15 protein-coding genes are annotated in these 16003 nt (G+C 58.5%); 2 read left to right on the forward strand and 13 right to left on the reverse strand.

Annotated elements, in window-relative coordinates; genetic code table 11:
* Nucleotides 1–59 precede the first annotated feature (59 nt).
* Together AC0TOY_RS16145 and AC0TOY_RS16150 are read left to right on the forward strand one after the other, a co-directional pair.
* Nucleotides 60–347 carry a VF530 family protein gene (locus AC0TOY_RS16145; RefSeq protein ID WP_024909521.1) on the forward strand — a complete coding sequence of 96 codons (288 nt, stop codon included), beginning with the start codon at nt 60–62 and terminating at the stop codon, nt 345–347.
* A 7-nt stretch (nt 348–354) separates the two neighbouring features.
* Nucleotides 355–1647, forward strand: a complete 1293-nt coding sequence (locus AC0TOY_RS16150; RefSeq protein ID WP_290093028.1) for a glycoside hydrolase family 10-like protein — start codon at nt 355–357, stop codon at nt 1645–1647.
* A gap of 41 nt (nt 1648–1688) precedes the next feature.
* On the opposite strand, the gene dsbG is transcribed toward AC0TOY_RS16150, so the two are convergent.
* The 13 genes from dsbG to AC0TOY_RS16215 form a co-directional block, all read right to left on the reverse strand.
* Nucleotides 1689–2447: a thiol:disulfide interchange protein DsbG gene (gene dsbG, locus AC0TOY_RS16155; protein WP_148768750.1), complete on the reverse strand. Its 759-nt coding sequence runs from the start codon at nt 2445–2447 to the stop codon at nt 1689–1691.
* A gap of 41 nt (nt 2448–2488) precedes the next feature.
* On the reverse strand, nt 2489–3100 hold the full coding sequence (locus AC0TOY_RS16160; RefSeq protein ID WP_473712944.1) for a DsbA family protein: 612 nt from the start codon (nt 3098–3100) through the stop codon (nt 2489–2491).
* Nucleotides 3101–3107: 7 nt separating this feature from the next.
* On the reverse strand, nt 3108–5132 hold the full coding sequence (locus tag AC0TOY_RS16165; protein WP_473722151.1) for a protein-disulfide reductase DsbD family protein: 2025 nt from the start codon (nt 5130–5132) through the stop codon (nt 3108–3110).
* Between the two features lie 48 nt (nt 5133–5180).
* Nucleotides 5181–5552 carry a hypothetical protein gene (locus AC0TOY_RS16170; protein ID WP_048992352.1) on the reverse strand — a complete coding sequence of 124 codons (372 nt, stop codon included), beginning with the start codon at nt 5550–5552 and terminating at the stop codon, nt 5181–5183.
* A gap of 87 nt (nt 5553–5639) precedes the next feature.
* Complete coding sequence (locus AC0TOY_RS16175; RefSeq protein ID WP_023327516.1) at nt 5640–6200, reverse strand: RNA polymerase sigma factor; 561 nt, start codon at nt 6198–6200, stop codon at nt 5640–5642.
* 5 nt (nt 6201–6205) lie between these two features.
* The gene (locus AC0TOY_RS16180; RefSeq protein ID WP_061715087.1) at nt 6206–6625 is read right to left on the reverse strand and encodes a hypothetical protein; all 420 of its coding nucleotides are present in this window, start codon (nt 6623–6625) and stop codon (nt 6206–6208) included.
* 582 nt (nt 6626–7207) lie between these two features.
* Nucleotides 7208–7726: a P-loop nucleotide/nucleoside kinase family protein gene (locus AC0TOY_RS16185; RefSeq protein WP_061715086.1), complete on the reverse strand. Its 519-nt coding sequence runs from the start codon at nt 7724–7726 to the stop codon at nt 7208–7210.
* 118 nt (nt 7727–7844) lie between these two features.
* Nucleotides 7845–9395: a methyl-accepting chemotaxis protein gene (locus AC0TOY_RS16190; protein WP_024909531.1), complete on the reverse strand. Its 1551-nt coding sequence runs from the start codon at nt 9393–9395 to the stop codon at nt 7845–7847.
* An 89-nt stretch (nt 9396–9484) separates the two neighbouring features.
* The gene (locus AC0TOY_RS16195) at nt 9485–10501 is read right to left on the reverse strand and encodes a LacI family DNA-binding transcriptional regulator (RefSeq protein WP_262763662.1); all 1017 of its coding nucleotides are present in this window, start codon (nt 10499–10501) and stop codon (nt 9485–9487) included.
* 28 nt (nt 10502–10529) lie between these two features.
* On the reverse strand, nt 10530–11936 hold the full coding sequence (locus AC0TOY_RS16200; protein ID WP_473722153.1) for a sucrose-6-phosphate hydrolase: 1407 nt from the start codon (nt 11934–11936) through the stop codon (nt 10530–10532).
* Nucleotides 11936–13306 carry a sucrose-specific PTS transporter subunit IIBC gene (locus AC0TOY_RS16205; RefSeq protein ID WP_024909534.1) on the reverse strand — a complete coding sequence of 457 codons (1371 nt, stop codon included), beginning with the start codon at nt 13304–13306 and terminating at the stop codon, nt 11936–11938. The genes AC0TOY_RS16200 and AC0TOY_RS16205 overlap by 1 nt, the downstream gene beginning before the upstream one ends.
* 66 nt (nt 13307–13372) lie before the next feature.
* Entirely contained in the window at nt 13373–14890 is a 1518-nt protein-coding gene (locus tag AC0TOY_RS16210) for a carbohydrate porin (RefSeq protein ID WP_024909535.1), read from the reverse strand.
* Between the two features lie 172 nt (nt 14891–15062).
* A complete protein-coding gene (locus tag AC0TOY_RS16215) occupies nt 15063–15953 on the reverse strand; it encodes an aminoimidazole riboside kinase (RefSeq protein WP_473722154.1) in 891 nt (296 codons plus the stop codon).
* Between the last annotated feature and the right edge of the window lie 50 nt (nt 15954–16003).

A 16003-nucleotide genomic window follows, 5' to 3' on the forward strand; every position in this document is an offset into this window, starting at 1 on the left:
TTCTTGTACCCTTTCAGCGTTTACCCCAATCCCCTAAAAATCGAGACATCCGGACGCCTATGACTGCACATATTTCCAAAGATCCTTTGCATGGCGTAACGCTGGAGATGATGATCAATGCTCTGGTGGCGAAATATGGCTGGAGCGAGTTGGGCGACCGCATCAAAATTAACTGTTTCAGAAAAGACCCCAGCGTTAAATCGAGCCTGAAATTTCTGCGCCGCACCCCGTGGGCGCGTGCGGAAGTGGAAGCCCTGTATCTGGACTCCCTCAACGATGAGGGAAATACAGAGCAGGCGGCGCCCGCCTTTAATCCCTGGGCCAACAGTCGGATTATCAAGAGCTAATACGCAAATGACGCGACACGTAAAACGGATCGGTGCGCTGGCTGCCTGCGCGCTTTTACTTGTGAGTTGCTCCTCAAAACCACCGAAATCGCTGGTTACCCCTCTCCCCACCGTCAGTAAACCGACGCCGCAGGCAAACGAGCCGATGCGCGGCATCTGGCTGGCGACCGTCTCGCGTCTCGACTGGCCGCCGGTCGCGTCGGTGAATGGCCGCAGCGCGGACCAGCGCATCGCGATGCAAAAGCAGGCGCTGATCGCAAAGCTCGACAACCTTAAGCATCTCGGCATTAACACGGTCTTTTTCCAGGTGAAGCCGGACAGCACGGCTCTCTGGTCATCAAAGATTCTGCCGTGGTCGGATATGCTGACGGGCAACGTCGGCGAATATCCGGGATACGACCCGCTGCAGTTTATGCTCGATGAAGCGCACAAGCGCGGCATGAAGGTTCATGCCTGGTTCAACCCCTATCGCGTGTCGACCAACACGAAGCCGTCCACCATCGCCGCGCTAAACCGGACCGCCTATCAGACCCCGTCCAGCGTCTATGTTCAGCATCCGGAGTGGGTGCGCATCTCAGGCGACCGCTTTGTGCTCGACCCGGGCATTCCCGAGGTGCGGGACTGGATAACCAAAGTGGTGACCGAAGTGGTGGCGAACTACCCGGTAGACGGCGTGCAGTTTGACGATTACTTCTATACCGAAACGCCGGGGTCCGCGCTCAATGACGCACAGACCTGGCGGCAGTACGGTCAGGGATTTGCCTCAAAGGCCGACTGGCGAAGGCACAACACGCAGCAGCTGATCGTCCAGGTCTCCCGCGCGATCAAGCAGACAAAGCCCGACGTTGAGTTTGGCGTCAGCCCGGCGGGCGTGTGGCGTAACCGTTCCTTTGACCCGGCAGGCTCCGACACACGCGGCGCCGCGGCCTACGATGAATCCTTCGCCGATACGCGTCAGTGGGTGCAGCAGGGCCTGCTGGACTACATCGCGCCGCAGATTTACTGGCCCTTCTCCCGGGATGCCGCGCGCTACGACGTGCTGACCAAATGGTGGGCCGACGTCGTGAAGCCGACCCACACGCGCCTGTATATCGGCATTGCGTTCTACAAGGTGGGCGAACCGTCGAGAAACGAGCCGGACTGGACGGTTCAGGGCGGCGTGCCGGAGCTGAAAAAGCAGCTCGATCTCAACGATTCGCTGCCCAACGTCAACGGCACTATTCTGTTCCGGGAAGATTACCTGAACCAGCCGCAGACCCAGCAGGCGGTAAACTATCTCCGTGGACGCTGGGGTAGCTAAGTGATTACCAGGCAGAAACACCCGTTTCTGCCTGTATTTTTTTACGGCTTCGGCCCGAACATCGCCTCGAGCTGCTGCGCATCCGGCATTCCCACCACCTGCTGCAGCTCATTTTCCGCATTCAGATAGTAAATGGCCGGCGTGGCGTTAGCGCCCAGGCTGTCCATCAGCGCCTGATGTTTCTGTAGGATCTCAACCGTTTCGCGGGAAGCCTCGCCTTCAGGCTTGGGCAGTTTTTTGCCGCCGGAGAGCTCATATTCGCGCCAGGCCGCAACCGGATCTTTCGCATTCAGAATCGCCGAGGCGTTACGCCCGCTGTTGGGGTTGAGAAACGCCACCAGCAGCGTGTTGAGCTGAACCTTGCCCGCCTTCACCCACGGCTGCGCTTCGGCCCAGAACTGCTTGCAGTACGGACAGAACGGATCGGCAAAGACAAAGACCTTACGCGGGGCATTATCCGCCCCTTCCTTCAGGGGATGCGCCGCGTTGAGGTTCTTCCACATTTCGCGTCCCATTGGGGCGTAGATCTCTTTCTGGAAATAGCCTTCGCTGAGGTTCTTCCCTTTGTCATCATAAAGATATCCCGAGATCACGTGCTTGCCGTCCGGCGTAAGAAAGAGCGTCACGCCCATATCCTGATACTGCCCAAGCCAGGCCGGTGCGCCGCCAGGCGCATCCAGCTTCTTGATGATTTTGATGTTCTGCTGCTCGCTGAAGTGCTTCACCACATCCGGTATGGCTTCAGCCGCCTGTACCAGCCCTGACGTCGCCAGCGCCGAAAGTAACAGTAATTTTTTCATTTCCCTCTCCGGTTTGTCGGGGGCATCACGCCCTCTTCAGGTTAGCGGTTTTTCAGTGCGTCACTGACCATTTCGTCGAACTGTTCGTACGGCACCCAGCCGGGCAGCAGCCCCTCGCCGATAAGCGTGGCAGGCGTGCCCTGGATCCCCATTTTTTCCGCGACGATGAGGCTGCGCCTGATCGTCAGAAAACTCTCCTCGTCCGGCGTCGTCACGCTCACGCCCGCCCGCTTTTGCGCCTCCTGAATGCTGGCGTCATCGTGGTACCCCTTTTTCGCCATCAGGGTATGGTTCAGCTTCATAAACTGCTCAGGATGCGCACGCCAGACGGTTAACGCGTCTCGCGCGGCGGTCAGCGAACTTTCCGAGCGGAAAGGTAAAAACTTAAAGACCACCGCCACGTCCGGGTGTTTTTCGACAATCTTCTCCAGGTACGGATCGAATTTTTTACAGTACGGGCAGTTGTAGTCGGTAAACACCACCAGGGTGAGCTTTGGGTTTTTCGCGCCGATGCGCGGGGAGTTCGGATCGTTAAACAGGAAGTCAGCGATCATCTTCTGCGCGCGCTGCTCCTGGTCCGGCGTCAGCGGCTGGGCAGCAAACGCCTGAAGCGGGGCAAGCAGGAGCAGAAGCGTAATAAAGAGTTTATTCATCATACCGTTAGCCTTTTGCATTGTTCAGGGTGGTGACCAGGGTGCGCTTGTCCAGCAGCGGCGAGAGGATTTCCCCTTCAGGCAGGCCGGGGCCATACACCGCGTTAAACGGAATGGCGTAACGGTTTCGCTTCACCAGAAAATCCGCGATAAATGCGGACGGCTGGCTCCAGTCTCCGCGCAGGGCCACCACGTCCGGCTGGCGCAGCGCGGCAATAACGTCCGGCTGACCGAGTACGCGGTGCTCGTTCACCTTACACGTCACGCACCAGTCCGCCGAGATATCTACAAACACCCGTTTCCCCTGCGCCAGCGCCTGCTCAATGGCCTCTTCACTGAGCGGCTGCCACGGGATGGTTTGCGCAACGTTTTGTGCCGGTGCGTCAGGCGGCGCGTTAAGTAGACCGCGCAGCTGATACCCGCCGAACGCCGACAGCGCGATGACCACCAGCCAGAACAGCGGCGAAGATTTTTGCCCCTTCAGCGCGAACAGCACCAGCGCAGCGGCAGTCAGCGCCAGCATCACGATCTGGCTGACCGCCTCGCCCAGATGCACGCTCAACAGCGTCGCCAGCCAGAGGCTTGAGACCAGCATCATCATGCCGAGGATGACCTTGAGCGTGTTCATCCAGCGGCCGGGTTTCGGCAGCAGCATGGCCGTTTTCGGTACCAGGGCAACGAACAGCCACGGCAGACTCATGCCCACGCCGAGCATCAGGAAGATCAGCCACAGGGCGTGCAGCGGCGCGCCAAGGGCAAAGGCGACCGCGGTACCGAGGAACGGCGCGGAGCACGGCGTCGCCAGCAGGGTGGCGAACATTCCTTCGCAGAAGCTGCCGCCGATCCCCGATCCCCCTGCCGTCGCCAGCCGTCCTGCGGCAGAAGAAGGGAGAAGCATTTCAAACGTCCCAAACAGGTTCAGCGCAAACAGGAAGGTCACGGCGACCATCAGGCCGATAAACCACGGGTTCTGGAACTGGATGCCCCACCCCAGCGACGCCCCGGCCAGCTTCAGCGCGGTGACCATCCCGGCCAGCAGCATAAAGGAGGTGAGGATCCCGGCGCTGGTGGCCAGAAAGCGCAGCCTGATGGCGCGGCTGTCCGATCCCGCCAGCAGGATGCTGTTAAGCTTCATGCCCATCACCGGCAGCACGCAGGGCATCAGGTTGAGGATCAGCCCGCCCAGCAGCGCAAAGAGCACCATTTTTCCCGTGCTGTCCGGTACGGAGGTCTCTTCGGGCGCGGTCCCAACGGTCATGGTGGTTTGCTGCGCCCGTTCGCCGTTGGTCAGCACAAACGACAGCCTTTTGCCTGCCAATGAGGCGGGTTTTTCGCCCCATTCGTCGGTCACGGGTACCGTCACCCGAAGCGTAGTGCCGTCATGTTTAATGACCGGCTCGCCGGGCAGAATATCGCCCTCCAGCGGGTCAAAGTAGATCCCCGGATTGTCCCACTTCCCGTCCGTCGTGCCGGTAATCACCAGCTTGTCGCCAGAGAGCCAGGCAGAGAGAACCTTGGATACGCCAGACATGCCCGGCACGGCGCGCATCGCTTGCCCGAAGGCGCTGCGGAAGCCCTCATCCACCGGCTGGGTAAAATTGAGATGCAGCGGGTAGTCCGTCAGCAGACAGACGTTGCTGCACGTAGAGAGCGTCAGCGTCCCGTCGAGCGTGTCGCCCTTCGCTCCGTCGAGCGTAATCGGGATCGTCACCTTATCGTGATAGCCCTGCGTGGTCATGCCGGAGATATCGAAGCGCGACGGCACCGGCCAGGACCAGCTGTCCGTTACGCCTTCCGGCCAGCTGATTTTCGGCGCCACGCCGCCCTCGCCCGGCGATCGCCAGTAGGTTTTCCAGCCGGGCTTTAGCTCAACGGTGAGCAGGCCTTTAACATGCGTTTGTTCCCTCTCCGCCTGAAAGCGGATGCGGGCGTGATCGTTTTGGGGGGAAACCAGCCAGCCGGTGTCCGCCGCATGGACAATGCCGATGCAGGACAGCCACAGGAAGACGAATCCCCTGAAGAGGTTAACCATGTTGTACTCCGTGAACAGTGAAAAATTATCGTGTGATGACGATGTTTTTCATTCACGGAAAACGCAGTTTTTAAGGTGTATTCGGGGAGGCGGCGCCTGAACGGGCTGTTCCACGGGAGCCAATGCCCGCCCTTGCGTCAACAGCTGCAGCAGCGCGAAGAAGATAATAATGGCCGGTAATGCACCGTCGAAGAACAGCGGCTGGGCGCAAAGCAGCGAGTGCGCGCCGAGCTGACACGGCGACGGGCCGGGTTGTTCAGTGCTGCTGGTTTGAGCCGGGGCATCTGCACTCAGTGAAATCTGCGGATCCAGTCCCTGTAAAAAATGGTTGAGCATCACCGCACGCTGCACGAGGCAAAGCGCCATCGCGAGACAGGTGATAATCAAAAGCCATTTTCCGAGGAGCTGACGGTTGCGCATAACATTCCAGAGTGACAAGACGCCCCGATCATAAACGATAGTGATGAATCTACAAGTGCCGGAAGTGTAAGGTTTTGTCTGTCGCCGCTATTCGCCCGTCAGCGCGTCATAGACGTCCCGCAGCCGCGTGCGCAGAAACAGCACCGCCTTGTGCTTGCGGGATAACAGCGCCTGTTCGCTGGCGCCGGTCTCCTCTGCCAGCATTTTAATGCTGTAGCCGTGGAGCTCGGTCTTTTCAAACGCCTCCCGCTGCGGCGGAGGAAGTTCAGACAGCGCCTGCCCCAGCTCTTCCCATAGCAGCGTCTTGAGGTACTCCTCCTCCGGCGTGTGCGGTACGCCGAACAGGGTTTCGGCCAGCTCGTCTTCCGGAAAACCGTCGTCATCTTCGCCCGTAAAATAGCCGGAGAGCGACACCTCGCGCTTTTTACGCGCCCGGTCGGTCATCTCGTTACGCGCCGCGCGGAACAGCCAGGCGGCGACGTTTTCGACCGGCTGCTCCACTTTCATCAGCTGATACGTCACTTCCTGCAAAATGTCGTCGGCATCATCGCGGACGGACGTCCGCCCGCGAATGAAGGCTTTCAGCCGGGCGCGACAGGCGTTGAGCGCCGACATCAGCATGGATCCGCCCGCCTCCCCGGCTTTCATCTCGCTCACTCTGCGTCCGGCGCTTTTGGCGTGGCGTCATCGCGTTTTTCGTCACGATGACCATGCCAGCCGCAGTGGCCGCGGCCGTGGCGACCGAACCCTTCGCGGCGCTGCTGAATAAACGCCTCGCGCTGCTCGGGCGTCATGTTCATCCAGCGTTCGTGCATCCGGCGGTGCGCGCCAAACATCCCCGGGCGGAACCCCAGCCCACCGAACAGAATGCGGCTCAGCACCAGAATGCCCAGCGCCTGCCAGAATCCGATGGCCTTAACGCCGAGGATGGCCGGGAGCAAGGCGTTCCACAGGGTCATCACCAGCAGGCCGAGCACGATGAAAATCACCGCGCCGATGACTAACCCCTTGCCCATACGGTGGCGACCAAATCCGCGTCCGTGACCTCTGCCGTGCAGTTCAAAATCTCTCATGGTGTTTACCTCGTTTACAGTAACTGATTATGGCTTGTGATGAGGTAGACGGATGAGGAAGGGAAATATTGCTGGGATGAATATAAATTTTTTTGTGCTGCCGAATTTGCACTCATAGCGGTAACGGCTGGCGGATGCTATGCGTCGCTTGCAGGCAAATCACTGCTTATGAAGAATTCGCTTAACCAATGCGATAGCAATGACGGCCAGTATGATTGAAAACAATGCCAGGAAGATGAGCAAGGATAATAGTGGATTTAACAAGCCACCTAAACTAGTGAAGTCGCTGATACGGCCGAGTTGCTCGGACGTGCATACACGCAGAATGATCTCAGGGATAATAAGCAAAAATATAATTACGGTCAGGACATAAATCAGAGCACTCTTGCGCTTTCCCATTTTCGATGTTGCCCCTCAATTCATGTTGAGAATTAATTCTTCCAATGCGCGGTTCCGATTTCTGATTGCGCTGCGGTTTACGTTGCCGGTAAAAAACGAAGCTTTTTATTTCCTGAAGCCAATTATGCTGAATTCAGGCGAATCCTCAAAGCAGTTAAGCCATTGCAGGCGCTTGTCCATCGTTTAAGACCAGTTAAGCGCAATCTTATGCCTTATTTCCAGGATTTTATCTGCACACTCTGCCGCTGATAAAACGGCTGTGTCCAATATGAGATGTTCTCTCCCCCAGGGTTCGTACTCACGGTTTTTTACCTGTTCCCAGTCAGGAGGCATGAGCCCTGGGATATCAGAGACTCTGTTCTCTACGCGATAACGATGTTCTTTTTCGTCTGAGCAGACAATTTCAACTTCCAGGAAAGGGACATTCAACGACAGAGCAATATTGCGGAAAGCATCTCGCACAAGGTTAATATCATTAACGGAATCGGTCACAACGGTGGAGCCCAGCTTAAGATTCTCACTTGCTAAACCATAGATGGCAAAATATCCCTCCGGTCCAATTTTTTGACCAGGTTCCGAGACCGACCGAATGGCCTGCTCAACAGTATCAACCCGCAGATAAACAGCCCCCAGCCTTTGAGTAACGATTTTTGCAATAGTGCTTTTACCACTGCCGGGTAGCCCACTAAAAATAATTAACATAATTTTCCCTGGCGATAATTACTAGTAGATTCGTGCTGCCTGTAGAGACGTCCTGAATTATACAGAAAGGGTTACACCAGATACAAAAAAGGCTCCCCCAGGAGCCTCCCTCATACCATCAAGCCTGCACCGGCAAACTAAAACTCGAAATACTCCGTGAAAGCTGCTGCGCCTGCTCTTCCAGCGATGCCGCAGCAGCGGCGGACTGCTGCACCAGCGCGGCGTTCTGCTGCGTCACGCCGTCCATCTCGGTCACCGCCTGCCCGACCTGGCTGATCCCGCGGCTCTGCTCTTCGGAGGCGACGGAGATCTGCTCCATCAGCGTATTTACTTTATTCACCGATGAAATAATCGAGTCAATCACCTCGCCGGAGCGGCTCACCAGCTCCGCACCGTTTTTCACGCTGGATACCGACTGCGCGATCAGGCTTTCGATGTCCTTGGCCGCCACCGCGCTTTTCTGCGCGAGGGTGCGCACTTCACTGGCCACGACCGCAAAGCCGCGGCCCTGCGTGCCGGCGCGCGCCGCTTCAACCGCCGCGTTCAGCGCCAGGATGTTGGTCTGGAAGGCGATGCTGTTAATCACGCTGGTGATGTCTTCAATGCGCTTAGAGTTCGCCGCGATGGTATTCATCGTGTCGATCACTTCACGGGTTACCGCTTCACCGGTATGGGCATTTTTCACCGCGTCCTGAACCAGTTTCCCGGCCTGATACACATTATCGGTATTGTTCGCCACCGTCGCGCTCAGCTCTTCCATGCTGGCCGCCGTCTGGGTTAACGCCGAAGCCTGCTGCTCGGTGCGTGACGCCAGGTCGATATTCCCGGAGGCAATCTCCTGGGCTGCGTGCGTTACGGTATGGCTCGCATCGCGCACCTGGGCGATGGTCGCCAGCAGCGCCTGACGCATCTGCTCCATCGAGCCCATCAGATGGTCGATTTCGTTGCCTGTACTCCCCTTCACCGGCACTGGAATGTCCAGCTTGCCTGCCGCAATCTGGCTGCAGTGCTCGCGCGCCAGGTTGACCGGCGCAAAGACAAAGCGCTTCATCAGCAGGCTGACGGCGACAATCACCACCACAAACAGGCTGGCGATAGCGGCAATGATCGCCAGGCCAGAGACGAAGTTACTGCTCGCATCTTCGTTCAGGCTTTTGGCGTATTTCTGGTGGACGGAAAGGACCTGGTCGAGAACGATCTCGTACTGGCGGTCGAGGCGGGAGACTTCCGGGATCAGCGCGTTAAATTTGGCGACATCGTGCGCCTCGGCGGCATCGATCAGCGGCGCCAGCCCCTGATTGCGGTAGTTTTGCCAGGCATCCTGATAGGCAGTGACCAGCGGCGCTTCATCGCTCAGGCGCGGCGACGCCATAAAGGCCGCAAAGGCGTGATCCGCTTTGGTCAGCGCCTCTTTCACGGCGGTAAGCTTTGCAGCGCCGTCCGCCGCGTTGCCCGCTTCCACCATCTTCACATACTCCATCACCCGCACGCGCAGCGTACGGCTATGGTTGATCGGGTCAATAATGGACAGCACAACCTGGATCTCTTTGTTGACGTTATCCAGCGAATTATTACTTTTAATGATGAGGCCAACGCTGGTGACGGTGCTGACAACAAAGAAGAAAAGCAGCGAGAACAGGACAATCAGGGACGACTTTTTCAACGACATAAACCAATACCTCAAGGAGAATTATTCCTTATGGTTATCGGCCATTCCAAAACTTAAATTAATTAAAGTTATTGAAGTATCGAACCGGGCTATTTCGCTGACTTATAGCGTCGCTGCAGGGTGGCATTGAGCTTGCGCTGCAACGGCTGCGGCGTCTCCCCCTCGATTAATTTGCTAATCAAATCAAAGCAGTGCCACGCCAGCTGGCGGTTATCCTGACGAATGGTATCCACCGGGATCGTCAGCGAATCGTAGAGATAGTGATCGTCAAAACTGGCTAACCTGATATCGCTTTGCAGCAGGTTATGCTGGCCCATATAGCGCAGCACCCCTTCCAGCAGCCCGCAGGCGGCAGCGAAGAGCGCTTTCGGCGGACGCCCCAGGCGGGCGCAGAGTTCAGCAAACATCTCGTATCCGGAGCTCGGGTGATAGTTGCCGTGAATGATCCACTCGGGCCGCAGCGCCACACCGGCCTCACACAGCCCTTGCTTAAAGCCTTCCAGGCGGTCGCGCGTGGGCGACAGGCGGGGCTGGCCTCCGAGAAAGTAGAACTCATCAGGATGCTGGCGCGCAATGTCGGCCACCAGTTCGGTCGTCGGGGTAATGGAATCGGTGATCACCAGCGGCAGCGCGCTGTCGTTGATGTGGCGGTCAAACAGAACCACCGGCAGCTGCTCGCTCAGCTTATGGTAGTCCGCGTCGTTGAGCATGCTGGAGGCCACAATCAGCCCGTCCACCTGGCGCGCCACCATGTTGTTCACCACCACCGTCTCCTGCCCCGGGTTTTCATCGCTGCAGGAGATCAGCAGCTGAACGCCCGCCTCGCGGCACAGCGTTTCCAGCTCGTGAGAAAAGACGGCAAAACCGTAGTTGGTGATCTCCGGGACCACCAGACCAATGGTGTGGCTGCGGTTATCGCGCAGCGAGCGGGCGTGAATGCTGGGCTGATAGTGGTGCTCTTTTGCAATTGCCAGCACGCGCTCGCGCGTCTCTTCCGCCACGCGAAGCTCTTTGCTGCGACCGTTCAGGACCAGGCTGGCGGTGGCTTTTGACACACCCGCCAGCTCCGCGATGTCTTTAATGGTGACGCGTTTTGTTTTTCTCACAACGACTTAGATCCGGCTGCCAAAACCCTCATTCTATCATGCAGGCGCGCAGCGACCAGTAGCGTAATGTGATATCGGACGCACCTTCGAATCGCACCCGGGTCGGATGGTCAGGAAAATAGCGGCTGCTCATCACCCCTTCACCGTGATTGATGAAAATTTCAACGCTGGAACGGTCGCACAGGACGCGCAAATGACGGACGTCGCCCTGCCAGTAGCGGGTCAGCGTTTCACCGGTTTTCAGGCTCGCGCGTTCCAGGCGTATACCCTGCTCATCGAGCGTGAGACGCAGCGCACCGCCAAAATCGACATTCACATGCGATGCGCCCAGCTCAAACTCCAGGCGCGTCGCGTCCAGGTCTGGCGCGTCGCTGACGTGCCCCTGCCAGCTCTGCTCATCTTCACGCAGCGCCGCCAGTTCGCGCGCCGGGGTCTGCCAGAGCCTGCCGTCGCGATAGCGTAGTTCGCGCGGGCAGGTCATCTGGTGCATCCAGCCGTGCGCCCGGGTGGGCTGAAGCATCTCTTCCCCATCCGGTACGCCCATCCAGCCAATCAGGATGCGGCGTCCATCTTCCGCCAGCGTGGTTTGCGGGGCGTAAAATTCAAACCCCGCATCCAGTTCGTGCAACTCGCCGTGATCGAATGCAGCGCTGGCATAGTCAAACGCCCCGCTCATCCAGGTAGCCGGGTAGGTATTGAGGTAGCGATGCGGCTCGCGCACCAGCCCCTGCGGGCAGCAGATCAGGACATGTGTCCCGTCGAGGGCAAACAGGTCCGGACACTCCCACATATAACCCGCGTCCGTCAGGCCGTTAACCCCGTGACCGGCGATCTCCCCGCAGGACGTCCAGGCGTGCAGATCGGCTGATTTAAACAGCAGCACCTTGCCGCGCTTTTGCACATCCTGCGCGCCGAGCACCATGTACCACTCCCCGTCGTGTTGCCACACCTTCGGGTCGCGCACGTGGCCGGTGTAGCCTTCCGGCAGCGCCAGAGCCGGCCCCAGCTTCGTAAAGGTTCCGTCCGGCTGCTCCACGGCCAGGCACTGCCAGGCCGTGCGGCTGCCGTCATCGAACTTAACGTTTCCGGTGTAGCACAGGGTCAGAACACCCTGGTTATCCACGGCGCTACCGGAGTAGCAGCCGTTGCGGTCATACGCTTCGTCAGGCATCAGCGCCAGCGGCTCATGCCGCCAGTGCACCAGGTCCGCAGAGCTCCAGTGCCCCCAGCACTTAAAGCGATGCTCGCAGTCCAGCGGGTTCCACTGATAGAACAGATGGTAGCGGCCGGCAAACCAGATAAACCCGTTCGGGTCGTTCATCAGCCCCGTCACCGGCGCGGGGTGCCACTGCGGATAGTGGCTATCCGCCAGCGCCCGTGGCTGACCTTTCATAACGGCCTGCAGGATCGCAGGCCAGCGGGAAGGCAACGTCATTATTCAGAGTCCGTTTTATATTTCAGCAGCAGTGAGACGGTAAACGCCACGCCGAAGGCAATCACCATGCCGATAATATAGTTGAGCAGCGAGCTGGCCTGCACGATGGCCATGCCCGGAATGGCGGTCAACCCAACGGCGGTCATGTAGACATGAACCGAGACCACCCAGGCCCCGCCCACCGCGCCGCCAATCAACGCGGCGATAAACGGCTTAACGAAGCGCAGGTTGATACCAAAAATGGCCGCTTCGGTGATGCCCAGCATCGCAGAAAACGCCGACGGTAAGGTAATGGCTTTGATTTTGGCATCTTTGGTTTTGAACCACACTGCCAGACAGGCGCCGCCCTGCGCCACGTTCGCCATGGCCCAGATAGGCAGCAGGAAGTTAACGCCAATCGACGGGTTACCCAGCAGCCCGGCTTCAATCGCGTGGAAACTGTGGTGAATACCGGTGATCACAATCACCGAGTAAAGCCCGCCGAACAGCAGCCCGGCCAGCCAGCCCGCGTGGGCGATCAGCGTGCTCAGAACGAAGGAGATGCCATCCCCTAAGGCGCGCCCCGCCGGACCGATAATCAGCAAGGCGATAAATCCGGAGATAACGACGGTGAGGAACGGCGTCAGGATCAGGTCTAACGCATCCGGGATCGCGCGGCGCAGGTTTTTCTCCACGATGCTCATAAACCAGACGGCCAGCAACACCGGGAATACCGTACCCTGATAGCCAATCATCGCGATCTCAAGGCCGAAGAAGTTCATGGTGTGGAAACCAGAGGCCACGCCCCAAGCGTTGGTCAGCGCCGGGTGGGTCAGAATCCCGCCCAGCGTCGCGCCGAGGTACGGGTTACCCCCAAATTCGCGCGCGGCGGTAAAGCCAATCAGAATAGGCAGAATGATAAACGCCGCCGAGCTGCACATGTCCAGCATGATGTAGATGGCGTTATCCGCATTGACCCAGCCGTAGGTTTTCACCATGCCGAGCAGGCCCATCAGCAGACCGGACGCCACAATCGCGGGAATGATCGGCACAAAGATGTTGGAGAGCAGACGGGCAATGCGCTGGAACGGGTTGAGCTTGCGCGCCGCCAGGTCCGCGGCTTCCGATTTGCTGGATTCGCTGATCCCCGCCGCCTGAATAAACGCGGCGTACACCTTGTTAACCACGCCCGTGCCAAAAATCACCTGCATCTGCCCGGCGTTACGGAAGCAGCCTTTCACGCCGTCGACCTTGCCGATAGCCTGCTGATCCGCCAGCGCGTCATCAACCAGCACCAGACGAAGACGCGTTGCGCAGTGCGCCGCGCTGGCGATATTTTCCTTGCCACCGAGCAGTGGAATAAGCTCGCGGGCGATTTGATTAAAATCCATAGATACCTCTGCCTGACTTCTTTTTATGATGTGCGAAACGCTCCCGCCAGGCGGGAGCGTGATGGGTTAAAACCAGGTTTCCATCTGGACCCCAAAGTTCCATTCCCCGCCGGCGTTGAAGCCGCTGCTGCCAAAGGCATCATCGCTGGCGTAATGATCCAGTTTGCTGCTCCAGTCCATCCAGGTGGCAAACAGGCGCAGCTCCGGACGGCTGAAGAAATCGCCGATTTTGCTCGCTTTTAACGTTGGCGCAAAGGTCAGCTTGTAGAAACTGCCGTTCACGGCGTTGCGGTCCTTATAACCTTCCGGATTTAAATCCATGTACTGATAGCTTCCCTCAAACGCCAGCGCGAAGTTCTGCGTCACCTCTTTAATCAGGCGAGTGTTGAGCGTTACCCACTCATAGCTATCGCCCTTGACGTAGCGATCTTTACTGCTCTGTGCCAGTACGGCTGGCGCAACGCTCCAGCCACCGCCGATCGGCGTGACACCGTAACTTGCGAAGCGCCAGGTATCCGCCTCAGACAGCAGCGCGCCGTCGGAGCCGATGCTTTTCACCTCCGCACCCAGCCCGTGTCCATAAAGCAGCGCCGTTTTGGCGGTCCCTTCGCGCAGGCCGTAGAAGCTGTCATTATGCAAACCCACCAGGGCATGAACGCCGGTATTGGCGGCATCCGTTTTGATGAGATCGCCATTGGTATCTTTACGGTCGTCGTTATCTTTCGCCCGCAGGCCGCTCACCATCAGCTGGAACGGGCCGGCGAAGTGGTTCATGCTGAGGATATAGTTCTGAACGTTGTTGTCGGTCTGCTCCACGCTGCCGAAGTTGCGGCCATAAATGGAGAAGTTGCTGCGCAGCGAATCGTTCCATTTCACGTCGTAGACGCCGCCGCCGGTACCGGCGAGGAACACCACGTCGGAATCCAGCCAGTGAATGTCAAAGTTGTCGCGGTCGAAGCGTTTACCCGCCCAGAAGGTGCTGCCCTTCAGCGCGCCGGTAAAATCAGGCAGGTTGCCCAGCTCCGCGAAAGCCTGGCGAATATTGAGATCGCTGGTATCGGCTGACCAGTCGTTATAGGTTCTCTGACCGTCGGCCAGCATCGCTTTAAAGCGTGTGGTTGCCCCGTTGTCCAGGGTTTGCTTGTGCTCCAGATTCAGCTCCACGTAGGTATCGGCTTCGTTACCCAGACGCCCTACCGCACCGCCGGTTTCACCGGCCGGGGTCAGATAAGGACCGCTTTTGCTGCTGGAAGCCGCATCGTTCATCAGCAGGCCAGAACGAGCATAGCCGTGGAACTCAAACCCGCCGGTCTGATCCGCCTTCTTCTCCAGCGCGGTGGTGCGCTGCGCCACCTCCTGGGTCGTCGTTTGCGCCTGCTGCTGAGCGGCAACCAGCTGCTGCGTTTTTTGTTCTGCATCAGTGGCGCGCTTCTCAGCCACCTGCGCACGCGTTTCCGCCGCCTGGAGGCGCTGCTCCATTGCGGCAAGACGCGCTTCGATACTTGTCATATCCGTTTGGGCAAAAACAGAGGTACTTCCGGCCAGCATGCCTATCATCACGGCAAGTCTGCGTTTTTTATACATTTTGTCGCATCCCTAAAAGAAGTCATTAAACGTGCTAAATTGCTAAACCGGTTTAGGTTGCTGATACTAAACCTCTGGATTTTGGATCGGCAATCTTTTTTGCTAAACCGATTTAGTAAGTGTGATCGAGGCGACAATTCAGGCCGCCGGATGGCGGCCAGGAGAGGAGAAATTACAGGTCATGCTGCCAGGGCAACGCGGTCATCGCCCCTTTGGCCGTGGTGGCCAGCGCGCCGCAGCGCTGGGCGAGCGCGATAACCGGTGGCAGCGCCTGACCGTCGGCCAGGCCGTAGAGTAGCCCCGCGACGAAGGCGTCGCCCGCGCCGGTTGTATCGACACACTGAACGGGGGTGGCCGGATAATGTTTCACAGTGCCCTCATGCCAGGCGATCACCCCCTCTTTACCCTGGGTGACCAGCACCAGACGCGCCGGGCAGCGCGCCATCAGCGTGTCCAGACCGACGTTTACCTGCACATCTCCGGTTAAAAACGCCAGCTCTTCGACAGAGAGTTTCACCACGTCTGCACTCTGCAGGGCCTGCTCCAGGCAGCGACGCAGTTCGTTCTCATCCTGCCAGAGGTCCGGGCGAATATTGGGGTCGAAACTGACGTAACCGCCCGCCTCCCGGATGGCGGCCATCGCCTGAAAGGTCGCAGAACGGCTCGGCTCGGCGCTTAAGGCGATGGAGCAGACGTGCAGCCACTCCCCGGCGCTGAACGTCGGCAGATCGGCAGATTCCAGAAACAGATCGGCGCTCGGGCGCACCATAAAGGTAAACGAGCGTTCGCCGTGGTCATCCAGATCGACCACCACCGTTGAGGTGCGGTGCGCCGGGTCAAGGCGCATATACTTCACGTCGACCCGCTCGTCAGCGAGCGTTTTCGCCATAAAGCGCCCGAAAGGATCGTCGCCAACCCTGCCGATAAAGGCGCTCTGGCCGCCCAGCCGGGCAATACCGACCGCGACGTTCGCCGGCGCGCCGCCGGGACACTGCAGTAATCGACCTTCTCCATCGGGCAGCAAATCCACTACCGCATCGCCAAGTACCCAGATTTTCTTCATGTGATCCTCGCAGCTAAACTATGTTAAACCGTTTTAGCTATTTAAGCACA

This window comes from Enterobacter sp. PL_is379, assembly GCF_055817355.1.